The sequence below is a fragment of the Streptomyces viridifaciens genome (assembly GCF_001888885.2).
Taxonomy (GTDB): domain Bacteria; phylum Actinomycetota; class Actinomycetes; order Streptomycetales; family Streptomycetaceae; genus Kitasatospora; species Kitasatospora aureofaciens.
This window is the reverse complement of sequence record NZ_CP090841.1, coordinates 3,742,504-3,762,412: the sequence shown is the minus strand read 5'-3', so window position 1 is coordinate 3,762,412 and position 19,909 is coordinate 3,742,504. Positions and strand designations below refer to the sequence as shown.

At 72.9% G+C, this 19,909-nt stretch carries 18 protein-coding genes and 2 tRNA genes; 11 read left to right on the top strand and 9 right to left on the bottom strand.

Annotated elements, in window-relative coordinates; genetic code table 11:
* Window positions 1–291 precede the first annotated feature (291 nt).
* Window positions 292–1,365: an SRPBCC family protein gene (locus BOQ63_RS23820; protein ID WP_107048679.1), complete on the top strand. Its 1,074-nt coding sequence runs from the start codon at window positions 292–294 to the stop codon at window positions 1,363–1,365.
* Window positions 1,366–1,467: 102 nt separating this feature from the next.
* Window positions 1,468–2,004, top strand: a complete 537-nt coding sequence (gene pyrE / locus BOQ63_RS23815) for an orotate phosphoribosyltransferase (protein ID WP_030278352.1) — start codon at window positions 1,468–1,470, stop codon at window positions 2,002–2,004.
* A gap of 124 nt (window positions 2,005–2,128) precedes the next feature.
* On the opposite strand, the gene BOQ63_RS23810 is transcribed toward pyrE, so the two are convergent.
* Window positions 2,129–2,851, bottom strand: coding sequence for a DedA family protein (locus BOQ63_RS23810; protein WP_030278350.1), 723 nt, complete (start codon window positions 2,849–2,851; stop codon window positions 2,129–2,131).
* Window positions 2,852–3,192: 341 nt separating this feature from the next.
* Between BOQ63_RS23810 and fbaA the strand changes: the two genes are divergently transcribed.
* Window positions 3,193–4,215, top strand: a complete 1,023-nt coding sequence (fbaA, locus tag BOQ63_RS23805; protein ID WP_030278348.1) for a class II fructose-bisphosphate aldolase — start codon at window positions 3,193–3,195, stop codon at window positions 4,213–4,215.
* 133 nt (window positions 4,216–4,348) lie between these two features.
* Here the strand turns inward: fbaA and BOQ63_RS23800 are convergent, their stop codons facing one another.
* The gene (locus BOQ63_RS23800) at window positions 4,349–4,768 is read right to left on the bottom strand and encodes a DUF3151 domain-containing protein (RefSeq protein WP_030278347.1); all 420 of its coding nucleotides are present in this window, start codon (window positions 4,766–4,768) and stop codon (window positions 4,349–4,351) included.
* Window positions 4,769–5,053: 285 nt separating this feature from the next.
* Here BOQ63_RS23800 and BOQ63_RS23795 point away from each other — a divergent pair, with 285 nt between their 5' ends.
* The gene (locus BOQ63_RS23795; RefSeq protein ID WP_078866957.1) at window positions 5,054–5,848 is read left to right on the top strand and encodes a DUF3152 domain-containing protein; all 795 of its coding nucleotides are present in this window, start codon (window positions 5,054–5,056) and stop codon (window positions 5,846–5,848) included.
* A 177-nt stretch (window positions 5,849–6,025) separates the two neighbouring features.
* Here the strand turns inward: BOQ63_RS23795 and BOQ63_RS23790 are convergent, their stop codons facing one another.
* The 4 genes from BOQ63_RS23790 to purS all read right to left on the bottom strand — a co-directional run bounded on the left by BOQ63_RS23790 (window position 6,026) and on the right by purS (window position 10,112).
* Window positions 6,026–6,838: a maleylpyruvate isomerase family mycothiol-dependent enzyme gene (locus BOQ63_RS23790; protein ID WP_072654927.1), complete on the bottom strand. Its 813-nt coding sequence runs from the start codon at window positions 6,836–6,838 to the stop codon at window positions 6,026–6,028.
* A gap of 66 nt (window positions 6,839–6,904) precedes the next feature.
* Window positions 6,905–9,160, bottom strand: coding sequence for a phosphoribosylformylglycinamidine synthase subunit PurL (purL, locus tag BOQ63_RS23785; RefSeq protein ID WP_030278340.1), 2,256 nt, complete (start codon window positions 9,158–9,160; stop codon window positions 6,905–6,907).
* Window positions 9,160–9,861, bottom strand: a complete 702-nt coding sequence (purQ, locus tag BOQ63_RS23780) for a phosphoribosylformylglycinamidine synthase subunit PurQ (RefSeq protein WP_030278338.1) — start codon at window positions 9,859–9,861, stop codon at window positions 9,160–9,162. Before purQ ends, purL begins: the two co-directional genes overlap by 1 nt.
* Window positions 9,858–10,112 (bottom strand): phosphoribosylformylglycinamidine synthase subunit PurS, encoded by a 255-nt coding sequence (gene purS / locus BOQ63_RS23775; protein ID WP_030278336.1) that lies wholly within the window; start codon window positions 10,110–10,112, stop codon window positions 9,858–9,860. The genes purQ and purS overlap by 4 nt, the downstream gene beginning before the upstream one ends.
* A 468-nt stretch (window positions 10,113–10,580) precedes the next feature.
* On the opposite strand from purS, the gene BOQ63_RS23770 reads away from it, so the two are divergent.
* The 7 genes from BOQ63_RS23770 (at window position 10,581) to BOQ63_RS23740 (ending at window position 15,195) form a co-directional block, all read left to right on the top strand.
* Window positions 10,581–10,898 carry a histone-like nucleoid-structuring protein Lsr2 gene (locus tag BOQ63_RS23770; RefSeq protein ID WP_030056585.1) on the top strand — a complete coding sequence of 106 codons (318 nt, stop codon included), beginning with the start codon at window positions 10,581–10,583 and terminating at the stop codon, window positions 10,896–10,898.
* Between the two features lie 142 nt (window positions 10,899–11,040).
* Window positions 11,041–11,113 (top strand) — tRNA-Gly (locus BOQ63_RS23765).
* Window positions 11,114–11,153: 40 nt separating this feature from the next.
* A tRNA-Gly gene (locus tag BOQ63_RS23760) sits at window positions 11,154–11,229 on the top strand.
* A gap of 160 nt (window positions 11,230–11,389) precedes the next feature.
* The gene (locus tag BOQ63_RS23755) at window positions 11,390–12,397 is read left to right on the top strand and encodes an ABC transporter ATP-binding protein (protein WP_072654926.1); all 1,008 of its coding nucleotides are present in this window, start codon (window positions 11,390–11,392) and stop codon (window positions 12,395–12,397) included.
* Window positions 12,394–13,230: an ABC transporter permease gene (locus BOQ63_RS23750; protein ID WP_030278333.1), complete on the top strand. Its 837-nt coding sequence runs from the start codon at window positions 12,394–12,396 to the stop codon at window positions 13,228–13,230. Before BOQ63_RS23755 ends, BOQ63_RS23750 begins: the two co-directional genes overlap by 4 nt.
* A 98-nt stretch (window positions 13,231–13,328) precedes the next feature.
* Window positions 13,329–14,558, top strand: coding sequence for a sensor histidine kinase (locus BOQ63_RS23745; RefSeq protein ID WP_072654925.1), 1,230 nt, complete (start codon window positions 13,329–13,331; stop codon window positions 14,556–14,558).
* 13 nt (window positions 14,559–14,571) lie between these two features.
* Entirely contained in the window at window positions 14,572–15,195 is a 624-nt protein-coding gene (locus tag BOQ63_RS23740; protein ID WP_072654924.1) for a response regulator transcription factor, read from the top strand.
* 23 nt (window positions 15,196–15,218) lie between these two features.
* Here the strand turns inward: BOQ63_RS23740 and BOQ63_RS23735 are convergent, their stop codons facing one another.
* The 3 genes from BOQ63_RS23735 to BOQ63_RS23725 form a co-directional block, all read right to left on the bottom strand.
* Window positions 15,219–16,118 (bottom strand): phosphoribosylaminoimidazolesuccinocarboxamide synthase, encoded by a 900-nt coding sequence (locus BOQ63_RS23735; RefSeq protein ID WP_030278326.1) that lies wholly within the window; start codon window positions 16,116–16,118, stop codon window positions 15,219–15,221.
* A gap of 112 nt (window positions 16,119–16,230) precedes the next feature.
* The gene (locus tag BOQ63_RS23730) at window positions 16,231–17,769 is read right to left on the bottom strand and encodes a N,N-dimethylformamidase beta subunit family domain-containing protein (RefSeq protein WP_033346868.1); all 1,539 of its coding nucleotides are present in this window, start codon (window positions 17,767–17,769) and stop codon (window positions 16,231–16,233) included.
* Window positions 17,770–18,061: 292 nt separating this feature from the next.
* Window positions 18,062–19,642, bottom strand: coding sequence for a M48 family metalloprotease (locus BOQ63_RS23725; protein WP_030278322.1), 1,581 nt, complete (start codon window positions 19,640–19,642; stop codon window positions 18,062–18,064).
* Between the last annotated feature and the right edge of the window lie 267 nt (window positions 19,643–19,909).

Sequence of the window (19,909 nt, the reverse complement as noted above, 5' to 3'; positions counted from 1 at the left end):
CGCCCCGACGGGAGGAGGCGGCAAGCAGGGAGCGAAGGCGGGGAGAAGACCACCCGGACGGGACGGCCCGGCGAGCAGTAGGCCAGGAGGAAGGCCACCCCGGCAGCGCGGTTCGGCGGGCGGAAGCGCCGGGAAGCGGGCCGCGCCGACGGAGAAGGGCGGCGGGCGGAGGCCGAGGGGGATGAGGGCCACGGTGGCGAGCCGGGCGGAGGGTGGTGAGGCGGGTGGTGACGGAAAGTCGGGCGGTGGTGGGTAGGGACCGGGCGGGGCCCAGTCGGTAGGCTCCGTGGCATGGAGCATGAGGTTGTCGTCCCGATGTCCGCAGAGCTGGTGCGGCAGGCCTTGCAGGATCCGGCGCTGCTGGCGCGGAGCGTGCCCGGGCTGAGCACCGAGCCGGCCGCGGTCGGGGCCGGGCCGGCCGAGGAGATCGGCGGGCGACTGAAGCTGCGGATCGGCGGCTCCACGATCACCTTCAAGGGCGTGCTGTCGCTGATCGAGGGCCGCAACGGGGTGCTCACCGTGCTCGCCGAGGGTCAGGAGGCCCGGGGCAGCGGTGAGGCGACCGCCACCGTACGGGTGAGCGTCACGGACGGCACCGAGGACGGCACCGCGGCCGTTCGTTTCACGGGCGATCTGAGCGCCACCGGCCGGCTGGCCGAGTTCGACGCCGAGACCCTCGACGCCGCCGGTCGCCGTCTGCTGGACCGCTTCGCCACCGCGCTCACCTCCCCGGACGCCCCCGACGCCCTGGACGCCCCGGAGGAGGGCGACGAGGAACTCACGGACGGGACCGGCGACGAGGGCCCGGACGACGCCGCGGCCGAGACCGGCACCGACGCCGAGATCGTCTTCATCGAGGAGCTTCAGGACCAGCCCGGCGACGACCTGGACGACGACCTCTCCGACCTGATCGCCTTCTCCGACGCCGACGCCGAGCGCTTCGGCCTCCCCACCGGCTCGTCCGACGACGACGAGGACGAGGAGGACGACGTCGACGACCACGACGACTCGGCCGACGCCGCCGGGAACGCCGGTGACGGCCCCCAGGACGGGGTCGCCGAGGAACTCCCCGCCGAGCCGCTGTTCGCCTACGAGGACGAGCCGGAGCTCACCGGCCCGGTGCGCCGCAGCATCGTCGGCCGCTCGGCCGAGGAGGTGGACCACGCCCCGCCGCGCGGCCGCTACGCCCCGGCGCTGCCGGCCCGCAGCGCGCGGGCCCGGGCGGCGTCCCGCTGGGGCGGCGAGGCCGGCGGCATCGTGGTGCCGGGCACGGGCGGTCGCAGTGCGGTGCCGTGGGTGATCGGTGGCTCGGTGGCCCTGCTGGGCGGGGCCGTGGTGCTGGTCAGGGCGCTGCGCCGCCGCTAGGACGTGTCCGGCCGCGTGGGTGCGCTTCACGGGCTGCCGGGGCGCGGCCCCGGCGGCGCCCCGCAGGCGGGAGGCCGAGGGCGGGGCCTAGACTGAACGCTCATGAGCAACGACCGCGACGCCCTGCTGGCACAGATCAAGGACAAGGCCGTCGTGCACGGCAAGGTCACCCTTTCCTCCGGCAAGGAGGCCGACTACTACGTCGACCTTCGCCGGATCACGCTGGACGGCGAGGCTGCCCCGCTGGTCGGCCGGGTGATGCTGGACGCGACCTCGCACCTGGAGTACGACGCCGTCGGCGGTCTGACCCTGGGTGCCGACCCGGTGGCCACCTCGATGCTGCACGCCGCCGCCGCGCGCGGGCAGAAGCTGGACGCCTTCGTGGTCCGCAAGACCGGCAAGGCGCACGGTCTGCAGCGCCGGATCGAGGGCCCGGAGGTGAAGGGCCGCCGGGTGCTGGCGGTCGAGGACACCTCCACCACCGGTGGCTCGGTGCTGCAGGCCGTCGAGGCGCTGCGTGAGGCGGGCGCCGACGTCGTCGGGGTCGCGGTGATCGTCGAGCGCGGTGGCGCGGGCGCCGTCGAGGAGCAGGGCCTGCCGTACGTGACCGCGTACACCCTGGACGACCTGGGCCTCTGACCGTACGGCCCCGGCCGATACGGCTCCCCGGACAAGACGAAGGGCCGGGTCCTGTTTCACGTGAAACCACGCGGAACGGGACCCGGCCCTCGAAGCATCCGCAGCGAGGCCGTGAACGGGGACCTCAGCCGCGCCGGTGCCGCCCGCTGCCGCTGCCCTGCATGGCGTCCGCGGCGGGGACCTCGACGAGGCCGGCCTTCTTCTTGCGGCGCTCGCGCACGACCTCGACCAGGATCGGCGAGATCGACAGCAGCACGATCAGCAGCACCGCCGGGATCAGGTACTTGTCGATCACCGGGGCGAGCGCGTCGCCGAAGAAGTAGCCGATCAGCAGCATGGACTCGGTCCAGAGCACGCCGCCGACGACGTTCCACACGAAGAAGGTCCTGGCGGGCATCTCCAGGGTGCCGGCGACCGGGTTCAGGAAAGTGCGGATGATCGGCATGAAGCGGGCCAGCACCACGGCCTTGCCGGAGCCGAACTTGTTGAAGTACTCCTCCGCCTTGACCACGTATTCGCGGCGGAAGATCTTCGACTCGGGCTTGTCGAACATCTTCGGCCCGACCTTGGCCCCGATCAGGTGTCCCAGCTGGGCACCGGCGATCGCCGCGACGGGGCAGCCGGTGAGCAGGACGGCGATCGGCAGCTTGGCGCCGTCTCCGAGCACCGAGGAGGCGGCGTTCGAGGCGGCGACACCTCCGATGATCAGCAGCGAGTCGCCCGGGAAGAAGAAGCCGACCAGCAGGCCGGTCTCCGCGAAGATGATCGCGATCAGCCCTATGGCGCCGAGGGACGAGATCAGGGATTTGGCGTCGAGCAGGTTGACGGCCAGCTGGTTGTAGTCCACGGGCGCAGGATAGCGGGCGTACCTTTCCGATGACTTCCGGCCGAGCCCAGCGGGTCGGGTCCCGGTCCGCCGTCGACTTCCGGCCGAGCCTCCCCGGGCGACGTCCCGACTGGCGGGCTCCTGCTGACCTGCGGGCACGAGTCTGGGAAGATGGCCCAGGCGTCCGGTCCGCGGCGGCCCACCACCCTCATGGCCGTACCGCGGAGGTCGCCTCGAACCTTGGTGCCGGAGAGCCACACCGCAGCGCCGCGCGTCGGCGGGCCGGCACGGAGTCGTCACGAAGGCGTACACAGCGTCGGACAGCACCGTCCGTACGCCGCAACCCGACAGGAGCGGATCGCATGCCCATCGCAACTCCCGAGGTCTACAACGAGATGCTCGACCGGGCCAAGGCGGGCAAGTTCGCCTACCCGGCCATCAACGTCACCTCGTCGCAGACCCTGCACGCCGCGCTGCGCGGTTTCGCCGAGGCCGAGAGCGACGGCATCATCCAGATCTCGACCGGTGGCGCGGAGTTCCTGGGCGGCCAGCACAACAAGGACATGGTGACCGGCGCGGTCGCGCTCGCCGAGTTCGCCCACATCGTCGCCGCCAAGTACGACATCACCGTCGCGCTGCACACCGACCACTGCCCTAAGGACAAGCTGGACGGCTACGTGCGCCCGCTGCTGGCGATCTCCGCCGAGCGCGTGGCCAAGGGCGAGAACCCGCTGTTCCAGTCGCACATGTGGGACGGCTCGGCCGAGACCCTCGCCGACAACCTGTCCATCGCCCAGGAGCTGCTGGCCCAGGCCGCCGCCGCCAAGATCATCCTCGAGGTCGAGATCACCCCGACCGGTGGCGAGGAGGACGGCGTCTCGCACGAGATCAACGACGAGCTGTACACCACCGTCAACGACGCCGTGCGCACCGCCGAGGCCCTGGGCCTGGGCGAGAAGGGCCGCTACCTGCTGGCCGCCTCCTTCGGCAACGTGCACGGCGTGTACAAGCCGGGCAACGTCGTGCTGAAGCCGGAGCTGCTGCGCGAGCTGCAGGACGCGATCGGCAAGCAGTACGGCAAGACCGACCCGTTCGACTTCGTCTTCCACGGCGGCTCGGGCTCCACCGCCGAGGAGATCGCCACCGCGCTGGAGAACGGCGTCGTGAAGATGAACCTGGACACCGACACCCAGTACGCCTTCACCCGCCCGGTGGCCGGCCACATGTTCGCCAACTACGACGGCGTGCTGAAGGTCGACGGCGAGGTCGGCAAGAAGAACACCTACGACCCGCGCACCTGGGGCAAGCTGGCCGAGGCCGGCATGGCCGCCCGCGTGGTCGAGGCCGCCGAGCAGCTGCGTTCGGCCGGCAAGCGCCTGAAGTGAGCCCGCTGACGCGCGCGTGACGACGATCGCGCGTGACAACGGTCGTGCCCCCGGCGGTCTCCCGCCGGGGGCACGGTCATGTCCGGATGGTTCCCGGTCCGGACGGTTCGCGGTCCGGACGGTTCCGTGGTCCCTACTGCTTGAGCTCCGCGTACGCCTCCGCGCTGCTGTCCTGCAGGAACTGCCAGCAGCGCGCCTCCTCCTCCGTCTCCTTGATCGCGCCGGCCGCCCGGGCGAGCGCCGCGAGGCAGCGCAGGAAGCCGCGGTTGCCGCGGTGGTCCCACGGCACCGGCCCGTGGCCCTTCCAGCCGCTGCGCCGCAGCTGGTCGAGGCCGCGGTGGTAGCCGGTACGGGCGTAGGCGTAGGACTCGACGTAGCGGCCCGCCGCGTAGGCGTCGTCGGCGAGCATGGCCCAGGCGAGGCAGAAGGCCGGGAAGTCGGCGGCCACCTGGGTCGGTGAGGCCGACTCCTCCGCCAGCATCCGGTAGGGCTGCTCGTCCTCCGGCAGGAACGTCGGATCGGGGCCGTCGAGAAGATTCTTGTGAATCGCCATGCAGTGCAGTCTGCCACCCCGGGCCCGGGGTCAATCGCAGTGCGGTGATCGTCGCCCCTCGCGGGGTGCTCGGTGCCGGACGGTGACCGCGATCCTGCCGACCTGGGCCGTCGATCGGCTGAGGTCGTCCGGAGCTGCATACCAGGTATGTAGACATTCACCCGTTCGCATGCCAGGGTGTCGCTCGTGCCCGCAGCCAGATCCGCCCGCAGGCGAGCCGCTCCACCGGAGAACGCTCGCAGCGCCCGTCGCCGCCGCAGGTCACGTCGCCGGATCGGCCCTGGCATGCTCACGGCACTGGTTGCCTCCGTACTGCTGCTGGGCGTCGCCGCCTTCGCGCTGAACCGCCCCTCGGACGCCCCGGCCCCCGCCGCGACCGCCCAGGCCCGGGTCGCCCCGCCCGGCGAGCAGTCACCCGGCACGGCACCGGCGACGCCGACGCCCACCGGCACCCCCACCCCGACCGCGCCCCCGACGACGGCCCCCACGCCCACGCCCACCGCGCCCGATCCGGGCCCCACCAAGGGCTCCGGCACCTTCAGCACCGCCCCCGCCAGCGCCAAGGCCGTCGGCCGCGGCACCGTGCGCCGCTACCGGGTCGAGGTCGAGGACGGCATCGGCATCGACGCCGCCTCCGCCGCCGCGCAGATCCACGGCATCCTCGGCGACCGCCGCGGCTGGACCAACGACCACAAGAACGGCTTCCAGTTGGTGGCCGGCGGCTCGTACGACTTCACCGTCAAGATCGCCTCCCCGGCCACCGTGGACAAGATCTGCGGCGCCTCCGGGCTGGACACCCACGGCGAGGTCAACTGCAACGTCGGCAACCAGGTGCTCGTCAACTCCAAGCGCTGGAACACCGGTTCGCCGCAGTTCAGCGGCCCGATCGACGAGTACCGGGCACTGATCGTCAACCACGAGGTCGGCCACCGGATCGGCCACGGACACGAGACCTGCCCCGGCCCCGGCAAGCCCGCGCCCGCCATGATGCAGCAGATCTACGGCCTCAAGGGCTGCACGCCGAACGCCTGGCCGTACTCGGCGGACGGCACCTACCTGAGCGGCCCGGCCGTGCCGTAGCCGTGCCGCAGCCGTCCCGGAACGCAACGGAGTTGAGACCTGGTGCTGGTGCTCGACCAGAACACCACCGGCGGGCAGGCGGCCCAGGACCCGGCCCTGGCCGGCGAACCGCTGCGCAAGGCCGCCGAAGCCCTGGCCGGGCAGCTCAAGGGCTGGTCGGCCGGCTCACGGACGCCGCTAGCCCAGGACCGGCAGGTACTCCCCCAGGTCGCTGCGCTCCCCCGAGGCGGCCACCGCGTGGTCCGCCACCGCCGCCGCCCAGGGCACCCGGCCGGTGGCCAGCCGGATCCAGGTCAGCGGGTCGGTCTCGACCACGTTCGGCGGGGTGCCCCGGGTGTGCTTGGGCCCCGGGACGGCCTGGACGACCGCGTACGGCGGGATCCGCAGCTCGACCGCGCCGCCGGGCACCCGGTCGGCGAAGGCGTCGGCCAGCATCCGGGTGACGGCGGCGAGGGCCTGGCGGTCGTGCGGGAAGGCGTCCAGGCCCAGCGCGTCGGCCAGGTCGTCGGCGTGCACCACGGCCTCGACCAGCCTGGTCACCAGGTAGTCGGCCAGGAGCATCCGCCGACCGACCACGACGGCGGTCGGCTCCCGCTCCGCCCCGGCAGGCCGGTCGAGCACGGCCCGTACGGCGTCGAGCGACCGGTCGAACGCGGCGGCCACCTCCGCGGGCGGGCCGGCGAACCCGGTCGCCGCGTGCTCCGTCACCGCGCTGTCGACGGTCGCGGCCATCGTCCCGCTCAACTCCGCGTAGCCGGCCAGCGAGAGCACCGGCCCGTCCGGTGCCGGGGTGCCCACCGCGGCGGCCAGGTGGCCCAGCGCCAGGCTCAGGTGCGCCAGCAACTCCCGGACCCGCCAGGTGCCGAGCCGGGTCGGCCGCTCCAACTGGTCGGCCGTGAGGCCGTGGACGACGGCACGGAGCGACTCGCTCTGGGCGGCCAGCGCGGCGCGGACCTTCTGCGGCTGGTACGTACGGGACTTGGGAGGCATGGGGCCCAACATACGACGGGGGGCGGACGGTTCCAACGGAACCGTCCGCCCCCCGGAGCGGGCCGGTCAGGCCAGCAGGGCCTCGATGACGCCGGTGTGGGCGTCCTTCAGCTCGGCCAGCGAGACGGTGAACTGCCCCTGGACGTCCAGGGCGTCGCCGTCCACGACACCGATCCGGGTGGCCGGCAGGCCACGCGCGGTGCACATGTCGTTGAAGCGGAGCTCCTCGCTGCGCGGCACCGCCACGACGGCGCGGCCGGCCGACTCCGAGAACAGGAACACGAACGGGTCCGTGCCCTCGGGCACGACGATCCGCGCGCCGTGGCCGCCCTTGAGGCAGCTCTCCACGAGCGCCTGGCCGAGGCCGCCGTCGGACAGGTCGTGCGCGGCGTCGATCATGCCGTCGCGGGAGGCCGAGATGAGGATCTCGCCGAGCAGCCGCTCGCGCTCCAGGTCCACCTTGGGCGGCAGGCCGCCGAGGTGGTCGTGGACGACCTGCGACCAGGCCGAGCCGCCGAGCTCGTCCGCCGTGTCGCCGAGCAGGTAGAGCAGCTGCCCCTCCTCGGCGAAGGCGACCGGGGTGCGCCGGGTGACGTCGTCGATGACGCCGAGCACCGCGACCACCGGGGTCGGGTGGATGGCGACCTCGCCGGTCTGGTTGTAGAGCGAGACGTTGCCGCCGGTGACCGGGGTGCCGAGCACCAGGCAGGCGTCGGCCAGGCCGCGGGTCGCCTCGGCGAACTGCCACATCACGTCCGGGTCCTCGGGGGAGCCGAAGTTGAGGCAGTCGGAGACGGCGAGCGGCTTGGCGCCGCCGGCCGCGACGTTGCGGTACGCCTCGGCCAGGGCCAGCTGGGCGCCGGTGTACGGGTCCAGCTTGGCGTAGCGGCCGTTGCCGTCGGTGGCGACCGAGACGCCGAGGTTGGTCTCGTCGTCGATCCGGATCATGCCCGAGTCCTCGCCGTGCGAGAGCACGGTGTTGCCGAGCACGTAGCGGTCGTACTGGTCGGTGATCCAGGACTTGGAGGCCTGGTTCGGGTGGCTCGCGACCTTCAGCAGGTCGGCCTTGAGGCCCTCGCCGGTGGTCGGGCGGGCCAGCCGCTCGGCGGTGGGGGCGTCGGCCTGCAGCGCGTCCTGCCAGCTCGGGCGGGCGTATGGGCGCTGGTAGGTCGGGCCCTCGTGGGCGACGGTGCGCGGGGGCACGTCCACCACGAGCTCGCCGTGCCAGAAGATCTCCAGGCGCTCGCCGTCGGTGACCTCACCGATGACGTTGGCGATGACGTCCCACTTCTCGCAGATCTCCAGGAAGCGGGCGACCTTGTCGGGCTCGACGATCGCGCACATGCGCTCCTGCGACTCGCTCATGAGGATCTCCTCCGGCGAGAGCGTGTGGTCGCGCAGGTGCACCGTGTCGAGGTCGATCCGCATGCCGCCGGAGCCGGCCGAGGCCAGCTCGCTGGTGGCGCAGGACAGACCGGCGCCGCCGAGGTCCTGGATGCCCTTGACGAGCTTCTCCCGGAAGATCTCCAGGGTGCACTCGATCAGGAGCTTCTCCTGGAACGGGTCGCCGACCTGGACGGCCGGGCGCTTGGTCGGCTTGGTGTCGTCGAAGGTCTCGGAGGCCAGCACCGAGACTCCGCCGATGCCGTCGCCGCCGGTGCGGGCGCCGTACAGGATGACCTTGTTGCCGGCGCCGGAGGCCTGCGCGAGGTGGATGTCCTCGTGCTTCATGACCCCCACGCACAGCGCGTTGACCAGCGGGTTGCCCTGGTAGCAGGAGTCGAAGACGACCTCGCCGCCGATGTTCGGCAGGCCCAGGCAGTTGCCGTAGCCGCCGATGCCCGCGACGATGCCGGGCAGCACGCGCCGGGTGTCCGGGTGGTCGGCCGCACCGAAGCGCAGCGGGTCCATCACGGCGACCGGACGGGCGCCCATCGCCAGGATGTCGCGCACGATGCCGCCGATGCCGGTGGCCGCGCCCTGGTACGGCTCGATGTACGACGGGTGGTTGTGCGACTCGACCTTGAAGGTCACCGCGTAGCCCTGGCCGACGTCGACCACACCGGCGTTCTCGCCGATGCCGACGAGCATCGCGTCCGAATCGGGCTTCTTCTCGCCGAACTGCTTCAGGTGGACCTTGCTGCTCTTGTACGAACAGTGCTCGGACCACATGACCGAGTACATCGCGAGTTCGGCGCCGGTCGGGCGGCGGCCGAGAATCTCCCGGATGCGCGCGTACTCGTCCTCCTTGAGGCCGAGCTCGGCCCACGGCTGGGCGGCGTCCGGGGTCTGCTCGGCGTTCTTGACGGTGTCGAGGCTCATCAGGCGTTCACCAGCTGCTTCAGTACGGAAGTGAAGAAGCCCAGGCCCTCGGTGGTCGGACCGGTGAGCGGCTCCACGGCGTGCTCCGGGTGCGGCATCAGGCCGACGACATTGCCGGCGGCGTTGGTGATGCCGGCGATGTCGCGGTACGAACCGTTCGGGTTGCCGTACCCGTCAGCGGCGTTGCCGCCGGCCAGGTACCGGGCCACGACCCGGCCCTCCGCCTCCAGTTCGTCCAGGACGTGAGCGTCCGCGACGAAGCGGCCCTCGCCGTTCTTCAGCGGGACGACGATTTCCTGGCCCGCCGAGTAATCCCCGGTCCAGGCCGTCTCCGCGTTCTCGATGCGCAGCTTCTGGTCGCGGCAGACGAAGTGCAGCGAGTCGTTCCGGGTGAGCGCGCCGGGCAGCAGGTGGGATTCGCACAGCACCTGGAAGCCGTTGCAGATACCCAGGACCGGCATTCCGAGCTTGGCCTGCTCGATGACGGTCTCCATCACCGGCGAGAAGCGGGAGATCGCGCCGCAGCGCAGATAGTCGCCGTAACTGAATCCGCCGGGCAGGACGACGGCGTCGACCTGGTGGAGATCCTTGTCACGGTGCCAGAGGGCGACCGGCTCCGCGCCGGCCAGGCGGACCGCGCGCTGGGCGTCGCGGTCGTCGAGCGAGCCGGGGAAAGTGACGACGCCGATGCGGGTGGTCACTTCGCCGCCTCCTCGACGCGGACGGTGAAGTCCTCGATCACGGTGTTGGCGAGAAAGGTCTCGGCGGCTTCACGGATACGGGCGAGCGCGGCGTCGTCGACCGGGCCCTCCAGCTCCAGCTCGAAACGCTTGCCCTGGCGGACGTCGGCGATCCCGGTGAATCCGAGACGGGGCAGTGCACGCTGCACCGCCTGTCCCTGGGGGTCGAGGATCTCCGGCTTGAGCATGACGTCGACTACGACGCGTGCCACTGGCACTCCCGGTGGTGTCTTCGGTGAGGCGGGGGAACTCCAGACTACCGGCCGTTCGGGGGAGGATTGCTGGCCGGGGAGAGTGACGCGCGTAGACCCAGGACCCTTACGCCACAAGGGATCCAGCGCCCCCACCCCCCGCCCGGACCGGCCCGTTTCCGGGGATTCGCGGCCCCGAAGGGGAACCCCCGGAGAACACCCGAATACGGCACTTGGGGACAGAACCGCCCGTCCCGCGCATCGGTATCCGGCAGTCCCGCGAAGACTCGTGAATATCCGGAAAAGAATGCCGGACTCTTCGATTTCGACCCCCTTCGGGTGCAGAATAGGGCCACCTGTCGCGGCAAGTGCTGCGTATCCGGCGGGCCACCAGGCCTGCCCGTGTGCGCTTGCGCGAGTTGGTGCACATCAGGCCACGGGGCACACTCCGTGAACCGGCGGCCGAATTGCCCGAGAGGATTGACACCCATGGCTCAGCGTGTAGTTGTCACGCTCTCCGACGACCTGGACGGCGGCGCCGCCGCAGAAACCGTCCACTTCGGCGTCGACGGGAAGTCGTACGAGATCGACCTGTCCGTGGACAACGCGGAAAAGCTGCGGGAGGCCCTCGCCCCGTTCGTCGCGGCCGGCCGGCGCCAGAGCCGTACCGGAAAGTCCTTCCGCCGCACCGCGCTCACCCCGGACCCGGCCGCCGTGCGCGCCTGGGCCCTGTCGCGCGGCATGGAACTGCCGGCCCGCGGCCGGATCCCCAAGCACGTGTACGAGGCCTTCGCCGAGGCGAACTGACCCCGTCGGGGCCCCGCCCCCGGTCGCCCCGCCCGCCCGGACCGAAAGGGTGGGGCGACCACCCCGAACGATGCTGTAGAGTATTCCTCGTCGCCGCAACGGAGAGATCCGAAGAGGCGGCGGGTGCCCCACCAGGCACCATGCGGACGTGGCTCAGTTGGTAGAGCATCACCTTGCCAAGGTGAGGGTCGCGAGTTCGAATCTCGTCGTCCGCTCGCAGTGCGCGAGCACAGCACAACTCAATAGTTTGACCATGCGGACGTGGCTCAGTTGGTAGAGCATCACCTTGCCAAGGTGAGGGTCGCGAGTTCGAATCTCGTCGTCCGCTCCAGAGCGAAGGCCCCCTCGATCGAGGGGGCCTTCGACGTATTCCGGCTTCCCCCATTCCCCCTTCCCCCATGACATTTGTCATCGCCGACCCGTGGATCCGCACTGCCGACCCGTGACGGCGCGCACTGCCCCCGGGCCCGGGGCGGCGGAAGGCTGGGGGCATGGAAACGAGCAAGCCCGGCCGCCCCGGCGACAGCGTGATCGAGGTCACCGACCTGCACCGCCACTACGGCACCGGCGCCACCGAGTACCACGCCGTCCGCGGCGTCGACCTGACCGTCGGCCGCGGCGAGCTGTTCGCCCTGCTCGGCACCAACGGCGCCGGCAAGACCTCCACCCTGGAGGTCATCGAAGGACTGGCCGCACCCAGCGGCGGCACCGTCCGGGTGCTCGGCCACGACCCCTTCGAGGAGCGCGCCGCCGTCCGGCCGCGGATCGGCGTCATGCTCCAGGAGGGCGGCTTCCCCGGCGAGCTCACCGCCGCCGAGACCGGCCGCGCCTGGGCCGGGGTGACCAGCGGCGCCCGCCCGGTCGCGGAGGCCCTGGAGCTGGTCGGCCTCGGCCACCGGGCCGGCGTCCGGGTCAAGCAGCTGTCCGGCGGCGAACGACGCCGGCTCGACCTCGCGATGGCCCTGCTCGGCCGCCCCGAGGTGCTCTTCCTGGACGAGCCCAGCACCGGCCTCGACCCGGAGGCGCGCGCCGCCGTCTGGCGGCTGGTCCGCGAGCTGCGCGCCCAGGGCACCACGGTGCTGCTCACCACCCACTACCTGGAGGAGGCCGAGGAGCTCGCCGACCGGCTGGCCATCATGCACGGCGGCCGGGTCGTCACCACCGGCACCGTCGCCGAGGTGATCGCCGGACGGCCCTCCCGGATCACCTTCGAGCTCCCGGAGTTCACCGGGGCCGCACTGCCCGTCCTGCCCGGCGCCGAGGTCACCGTCGACGGCCGCAAGGTCACCGTGCAGAGCACCGGCCTCCAGGACACCCTGACCGACCTGCTCGGCTGGGCCCGGCACCACGGGATCGCACTCGGCGCCCTGGACGCCCGCAGCGCCTCGCTCGAGGAGGCCTTCCTCGCCATCGCCTCCGAGGCCGCCCACCAGGCCCCGCCGCAGACCCCCGCCGCCGCCCGTCCCGCCCGCCGCCGCCTGATCGGATCCGCCCGATGACCACCGCCGCTCCCGCCCCCGCCACCGTCACCGGCCCGCAGAGCACCACCGCCGGCCGGCTGCTCGCCCTCGGGCGGGCCGAGGCCACCCTGCTGCTGCGCAACCGCGCCGCGCTGTTCACCGCCGTGGTGCTGCCGGTGGTGCTGATCAGCACCCTCCACGGGCTGCTCAAGAAGCAGTCCGAGGACAACCCCGGGCTGGACGTCCACTCGCTGCTGGTCTACGGCTCGGTCGGGATGGTCCTGGCCTTCGTCGTGTACTACAACCTGACCGCCGCGTACGTGGGGCGGCGCGGCGAGCTGGTGCTCAAGCGGCTGCGCACCGGCGAGGCCAGGGACCTGGAGATCCTGCTCGGCACCGCCGTCCCCTCGCTCGTCCTCGGGCTGTTCATGGCCGCCCTGATCGGGATCGGCGGCAGCCTCGGCCTGCACCTGGCCGTCCCGGTCAACCCGGTGCTGATGCTGGTCGGCCTGCTGATGCTGCTGGCCACCATGATCGCCCTGGCCGCGCTGTCCAGTGCCTTCACCAAGACCGTGGAGAGCGCGGGCATCACCACCCTGCCCGTCATGCTGGTGATGCAGTTCGGCTCCGGCCTGTACTTCCCGCTGGAGGTCATGCCCTCACAGCTGGCCGACGTCTGCCGCCTGCTGCCGACCACCCCGGCCTTCCAGCTGATCCGGGTCGGCTGGTTCGGCACCGACGGCTCCGCCGCCGCGACCGACTTCCTCGGCAGCTGGGGCGCCGCCGCCCCGCATCTGGTCACCGGCGCCGTCTGGCTCGGCCTGGCGGTCTGGGGCGCGGTGCGCTACTTCCGCTGGGAGCCGCGCCGCTGACCGCAGTGGAAAGGAATCCGAAGGACCGCCCCCGCTTCGACCTCTGATATGAAGGCGGAAAGCATGATCATGGTCGAATGGGGGCGGAAGAATTGGGAATGCGGTCACCGCTGCGCAACTGGCGGCGTCTCAGCAAGCCGCAGCGCACCGAGTACTACCTCCGCTGGTCCCTCTACCTGATGGCCGTGTTCCTCATGCCCGGAGTGCTCTTCGCCATCGGCACCGGCAGCGGAGCGGCCGGACACTCCTCCGCGGTCCAGGTGTCCCTCCTGATCGGCCTTGCCACCACCCTGGTGCTGCTGCGGACCTTCCGGGTGACCCTCGACCACTACCTGCGGCGGCCCGCCGAGCACCGACGCTGGATCGTCCTCACCGTCGGTCTGGTGGTGGCCGGTTCCTGGGCGGTCATGCTGGTGGGACCGGCCGGCGACATGACGGCGAAGCCGGTGCAGTTCCCGTTCACCGCGCTCGTCGCCGGCTACCTGCTGATCTTCGGCTTCTGCCCGGTGTGCGTGGGACTGCCCCCGCGCTGGTCCGCCCCCGCCGGACTCGGCATGGTGGTGGCGGTCGTCCCGGCCATGGTGCTGGCCGGGGTCGGCGCGGCCACGGCCACCGGATTCCTGATGGTCATGACGGTCGCCATGGCCTTCCTCGGGGCCAGCTGCCGCAGCTTCGCCTGGCTCACCGCCATCGTCTGGGAACTGGACGCCGCCCGTGAGGCGCAGTCCCGGCTGGCCGTCGCCGAGGAACGGCTGCGCTTCTCCCGCGACCTGCACGACGTGATGGGCCGCAACCTCACCACCATCGCGCTGAAGAGCGAACTCGCCGTCCAGCTCGCCCGGCGCGGACGCCCGGAGGCGGCCGAGCAGATGGCCGAGGTGCAGAAGATCGCCCAGGAGTCGCAGCGCGAGGTCCGGGACGTCATCCGTGGCTACCGCACCGCCGACCTGCACGCCGAGGCGATCGGTGCCCGGGCGGTGCTGCGTGCCGCCGACGTCCACTGCGAGATCGACCTCGGCGAGGAGGCCGACCGGCTGCCGCCACAGGTGCAGTCGGTGCTCGGCTGGGTGATCCGCGAGTCCACCACCAATGTGCTGCGGCACAGCGAGGCCGCCCGCTGCCTGATCCGGCTGCGGCAGGAGGACGGCCGGGCGGTGCTGGAGCTGGAGAACGACGGGGTGCCCGCCGTACCGCTCCCCTCCCAGGGCGGCGGCACCGGGCTGCACGGCCTGCGCGAGCGGCTGGCCGCCCACGACGGGGAGCTGACCGTCCCGACCACCGCACCCGGTACCTTCCGGATGCTCGCCACCGTCCCGCTGCCGGGCTGAGAAAGGCCTTCCGATGACCGAGAACACCGCGCCCGTCCGCGTCCTGCTCGCCGACGACGAGCACCTGATCCGCGGTGCGCTGGCCGCGCTGCTCTCCCTGGAGGACGACATCGAGGTGGTCGCCCAGGCCGGATCCGGCCCCGAGGCGCTGGCGATGGCCCGGGCCCACCGGCCGGACATCGCGGTGCTGGACCTGCAGATGCCCGGCCAGGACGGCATCGAGGTGGCCACCGAGCTGCGCCGGCTGCTGCCGAACTGCCGCTGCATGATCGTCACCGGCCACGGCCGCCCCGGTTACCTCAAGCGGGCGCTGGAGGTCGGGGTCCGGGGCTTCCTGCCGAAGACCGTCTCGGCGGCCGACCTGGCCGGCATCATCCGCACCGTGCGCTCCGGCGGCCGGTACGTGGACCCGGAGCTGGCGGCGGACGCGATCAGCGCCGGGGAGACCCCGCTGACCCCGCGCGAGACGGACGTCCTGGAGCTGGCCGCGGACGGCACCCCGATCGCGGAGATCGCCGAACGGGCCGCGCTCTCCCAGGGCACCGTGCGCAACTACCTGTCCTCGGCGGCCACCAAGCTGGGCGCGGAGAACCGGCACGCGGCGGTGCGGATCGCCCGCGAGCACGGGTGGATCTAGCTCACGGGCGTCACGCGTGCGGCTCAGACCCAGCTGGTGCCGGTCAGCCGCTCGTACACCTCGATGTACTTGGCGCGGGTCTGCTCGACCACCTCGGCCGGCAGCTCCGGCGGCGGCTGCTCGCTGTAGCGGTCCCAGCCGGAGGCAGGGGAGACCAGCCAGTCGCGGATCAGCTGCTTGTCGAAGGAGGCCTGCGAGCGGCCCGGGTGGTACTCGTCCGCCGGCCAGTAGCGGGAGGAGTCCGGGGTGAGCACCTCGTCGCCGATCACCAGCTCGCCGTCCAGCAGGCCGAACTCGAACTTGGTGTCGGCCAGGATGATGCCGCGGTCGCGGGCGATGTCCCGGGCCCGGGCGTAGACGTCCAGGGTGGTGCGGCGCACCTGGGCGGCCAGCTCGGCCCCGATCCGGCGGGCGGTCTCCTCGTAGGGGACGTTCTCGTCGTGCTCGCCGACCTCGGCCTTGAGGGCCGGGGTGTAGATCGGGGCGGGCAGCTCGGAGCTGTTCTCCAGGCCCTCCGGCAGGGCGATGCCGCAGACCGTGCGGCTCTCCCGGTACTCGGTCAGGCCGGAGCCGGCCAGGTACCCGCGGGCGACCGCCTCGACCGGGATCATGTCCAGGCTCTTGCAGATCAGCGTGCGGCCCTTCCAGTCGGCGGGGGCGCCGGCCGGGACCTCGGTGGAGATCACGTGGTTGGGGACGATGTCGGCGATCCGCTCGAACCACCACAGCGAGAGCTGCGTGAGCACCCGGCCCTTGTCCGGGATCTCGTTCGGAAGCACCCAGTCGTGGGCGGACATCCGGTCGCTGGCGACCATCACCAGCTCGCCCGTTCCGGTGCGGTACAGGTCGCGCACCTTGCCGGTGTGCAGGTGGACCAGGCCGGGTACCTGAACCGGCTCGGGCTTGGTGACAAATCCGCTCAAGGTGTCTCAGTCCTCAGGGGTCGTTCACGGGCGTGGGGCACCGCGAAAGGGGAGGTCACTGCCCCCGCAGTCTTTCACGCCCGCCCGGCCCCGGTTCCTGCGGAGCCGGGGCTCAGTTCTTGCAGAGCCGGTCCAGCAGGTTGGCGGTGGCCCGCTGGACCCGTTCGTCGGTGAGGCCGGGGCGGCCGAGGGCGGGCGACCAGGCGAAGGTGCCGGCCGCGAAGACGTACGCGCCGCTGGGCGCCCGGTAGAGCGAGGTCTCCTGGTAGCGGGTGCGGCCGGCCAGGTCCCGGTACGGCGAGTGGGCCAGCAGCACCCGCTCGGTGTGCTCGGGCAGCGCGACCTTCGGGTAGTACCGGTCGGCCTCCCCGGCGACCAGGCCGGGCAGTTCGTCGCCCTCCTGCAGCCCGGTGCCGTCCCACAGCCAGTGCGCGGTGTGCCGGGCGACCAGCGGGACGGGCGCGGCGACCCGGCCCGAGTACTGCACGCCGAGCAGGTGCTGCTCGGGCTCGCCGGCGTCCCGCCAGAGCGCGCTGGCCGCGCCGGGCACCCCGGCGGCCGGACTGCCCGGACCGGGCTTCTGCCGCTTGCGGCAGTTCAGCAGCCGGTTGGGCTCGCCGGAGGCGGCGGCGGACAGCTCGACCCGCCAGTACATGGTGTTGGCGGACAGGAAGACCAGTGAGGTGCCGCCGTCCCGGGCCCGCTCGACGGTCCGGCGCATCGGCTCGGACCAGTACTCGTCGTGCCCGGGGAAGACCAGCGCCCGGTGCTCGGACGGGTCCACCTGGCCGGCGTGCAGGTCGGTGGCGGTGGCGTAGGAGAGGTCGTAGCCGTAGCGCTCGGCCCAGCGGATGAAGTCGTACGCGTGGCCGACGTGCAGCGGCAGCCCGGCGGTGGCGTGCGGGCGGTCGAAGGAGACCGTGACGGCCGCCTCGGACTCGCCGACCAGGCCGCCCCGGCCGTCCCAGGCGTGGTAAAGGCTGGCGCCGGTGCGGCCGTCCTCGGGGAACAGGTTGTACGCCTGCCAGGTCACGTCCGGGAGCACCAGCAGCAGCTCGGCGGTGTGCCCCTGGTCGGCGAAGTCCCGTACGGTGAACGGGATGTGGCTGCGGTGCAGCATGTCCGCGGTGGTCAGCACGGCGACGTACGCGCCGGGCTTCCAGTGCAGCGGGACCTGCAACCGCCAGGAGTGCCACCAGTGGTGGCAGGAGACCGTCCGGTCCACGACCAGCGGGGCGGGCTGGGCCAGTCCGGCGATCAGCGGACTGGACGTCATGTGCCTGGCGCCGTCACCGCCGTAGTGGCCGATCCGGTAGACGTCCACAGTGAACTCGCGGGGCGGATTGACGGTGACCCGGAAGTCCACCGAGCCGCCGGGGCGGATCACCCCGGCCGAGGCGAAGCCCTTGATCTGCTGGTCCACGTCGTTGGAGCTCTGCGGGGTGCCGACCGGCGGCTTGGGCCGCACGCCCTCCGACAGCGGCTGCTGGCCGGGCGCGTCCACCGAGACGTACCAGGGCACGGCGCCCTCGGCCCCGGCCAGGTACTGGTCGGGGCTGCGCAGCCAGGGCAGCGGGCCCTGGCCGAAGGGGTCGGAGACGCTGTAAGCGTGCGTGCCCGACTCCCAGCGGCGGTTGAGTTCGGTCCCCACGCGCCCCTCCCAGGTGCACTTCCGTCCGGCTGGCACGTGCCCCCCGGATGTGCGTGCGGTCTAATACACCACACGGTGCTGGCGCTCCGTCACCCCACGGTAGCAATTGGTGTCGGGAATCTCGCACGCCTCCGGGACAGGGCCTCCGGCCTGCGGAGACGACCGGCGGCCGAGGCCCCCGGGGGCGCGTGCCGGACCGCCGAGCGCCGCCCGGAGGCCCGGGGACGCATGGGGCGCCAGGGACGCACAGGGGGGCCAGGGGACGCACGGAGGTCCGGTGACGCCCGGGGCGTCAGAGGCGCACGGGTTTCTCCAGCCGGACCTCCGCCGCGTCCAGCCAGGCGCGCAGCGGGCCGTCCTGGCCCTGCTCCACGGCCTGGGCGACCGGGGCGGCCAGGTCGGTGCGGCGGACCCCGCCGAGCAGCAGCACCGGACCGTCCAGCCAGTCCAGGCCGGGAACGCCGCCCGCGGTGTCCACGGCGGCGCAGCAGACCATCGCGGTGACGTGGTCGACCAGCAGGTCGCGGCCGGTGCGGTCGGGTTCGAGCAGCGGGGCCGGGGCGGTGGTGCGGGCGAGCTGGGCGGCCAGGGCTGCGGCCAGCTGCTCTCCGTCGCCCTCGGCGAGCCGGACCAGCAGCCGGGTGAGGGTCGGGGCACCCGGGCGGGACTGCGGGGCCAGCCGGTCCAGGGCGGCCTGCAGCGCGGCGGCCCGGGACCGCCAGCCGGCGTCCACCACCTCGGCCGGGTAGTCGGCCCACTCCAGCTCGTGCCAGGCGCCGGCCGCCGGGCGGCCGAAGAACAGGTCGGCCGCGAGCCGGGAGACCGCCCGGTCGACCGTGCCGGGCTCCTCCAGCAGGTCGCAGGCGGGGCGGTCACCGAGCCGGGTGCCGTAGCCGTCGGCCAGCCGGTCGCGGCGGGACAGCTCGGTGAGCGCGGCGACCACGCCGGCGTTCAGGTGGGCGGGGTGGCGGCCGAGCCGCCAGGCGGGCAGCGCGACCCGGGTGAGCAGCCGGTCCCAGCCCGCATAGGCCAGGCCGACCTGCTCCTGGGCGGCGATCCGCAGGCCGTAGTCGACCGTCCTGGCTTCCTCGGAGGCCCAGCTCGCGACGGACCGCTCCAGTTCGGCGGAGTGGCCGCGGCAGGCGCCCAGCAACCGGCGGGTGATCCGCCGGGTGATCCGGTCGGCCAGCCCGGCCGGGCCGCCGCGCGGTGGGGCGGGCGGGGCCGCCAGGGTGGCGCCGCCGAGCCCGGGGGCCGAGCCCGGGCCGGAGTCCAGGCAGGCGTCCAGGCTGCGCAGGAAGCGGCGGGCGGCGGCGATCTCCGGGTCCGCGGAGGCGGCGGTGCCGGCCACCACCGGGGCGAGCAGGGCGCGCAGTTCGCCGGCCCGCATCCACCACAGGAAGGGCGAGCCGATCACCAGCACCGGCGCGGGCCCCCCGGGGTGCGGCCGCAGGGCGTGGGGGCGCCGCGGCGGCGGGACGTCCTCCAGCCAGCTGTCGCAGTCCGGGGTGAGGGCGACGGCGGAGGGCGCGGGGACGTCCAGCCGGTCGGCCAGTTCGTCGATCAGCCGGTACAGCTCGGGGGCGACGGCGCGCTCGACCGGCACGGCGGGGGTCTGCGGCGGGACGGCCCGGCGCAGGGCGCGGGTGGTCAGTCCGGCCACCAGCAGCGTGAGGGCGGCGAGCGCGCAGACCACCCAGCGGGCGGCGTCCCACCCGGTGGCGTCGGAGGATCCGGCGGCCCCGATCCGGCCGGTGAACCGGCCCGCGAGCAGGACCACCGCGACGGCGGTGGGCAGCACTGCGGCGGCCAGGGCGAGGCCCCGGACCCGCAGGACCGCTTGGGCGTGAGCGCGCGCGGTGTCGACGGCCATACGGTGCGGCACCCCCTTCGGAGCCCTCGGGCGCCCGCCTACGGGCCCTGAGCCGACTCGAAACGATCAGTTCCGACCGGGAAGCGGAGGCATCCGATCCCCGGCAGTGCATGCTGTGTGGCGCTACTGACATTTTCGACGCCCCGGTCCGAGCGGGTGTTCCGGATCGCCCCGGTTTCCACTCGTCCCGGTGACGCCGCCCGGTCGTGCCGGTGACGCCGCCCGGGCTCCCCGGGACCGGTCCGGTGCGAAGCACCGGGCGACCGC

Coding starts and splice junctions, on each gene's coding strand:
- BOQ63_RS23820 (WP_107048679.1), top strand. CDS start 292: ATGGAGCATGAGGTTGTCGTCCCGATGTCCGCAGAGCTGGTGCGGCAG.
- pyrE (WP_030278352.1), top strand. CDS start 1,468: ATGAGCAACGACCGCGACGCCCTGCTGGCACAGATCAAGGACAAGGCC.
- fbaA (WP_030278348.1), top strand. CDS start 3,193: ATGCCCATCGCAACTCCCGAGGTCTACAACGAGATGCTCGACCGGGCC.
- BOQ63_RS23800 (WP_030278347.1), bottom strand. CDS start 4,768: ATGGCGATTCACAAGAATCTTCTCGACGGCCCCGATCCGACGTTCCTG.
- BOQ63_RS23795 (WP_078866957.1), top strand. CDS start 5,054: ATGCTCACGGCACTGGTTGCCTCCGTACTGCTGCTGGGCGTCGCCGCC.
- BOQ63_RS23790 (WP_072654927.1), bottom strand. CDS start 6,838: ATGCCTCCCAAGTCCCGTACGTACCAGCCGCAGAAGGTCCGCGCCGCG.
- purL (WP_030278340.1), bottom strand. CDS start 9,160: ATGAGCCTCGACACCGTCAAGAACGCCGAGCAGACCCCGGACGCCGCC.
- BOQ63_RS23770 (WP_030056585.1), top strand. CDS start 10,581: ATGGCTCAGCGTGTAGTTGTCACGCTCTCCGACGACCTGGACGGCGGC.
- BOQ63_RS23755 (WP_072654926.1), top strand. CDS start 11,390: ATGGAAACGAGCAAGCCCGGCCGCCCCGGCGACAGCGTGATCGAGGTC.
- BOQ63_RS23750 (WP_030278333.1), top strand. CDS start 12,394: ATGACCACCGCCGCTCCCGCCCCCGCCACCGTCACCGGCCCGCAGAGC.
- BOQ63_RS23745 (WP_072654925.1), top strand. CDS start 13,329: ATGCGGTCACCGCTGCGCAACTGGCGGCGTCTCAGCAAGCCGCAGCGC.
- BOQ63_RS23740 (WP_072654924.1), top strand. CDS start 14,572: ATGACCGAGAACACCGCGCCCGTCCGCGTCCTGCTCGCCGACGACGAG.
- BOQ63_RS23725 (WP_030278322.1), bottom strand. CDS start 19,642: ATGGCCGTCGACACCGCGCGCGCTCACGCCCAAGCGGTCCTGCGGGTC.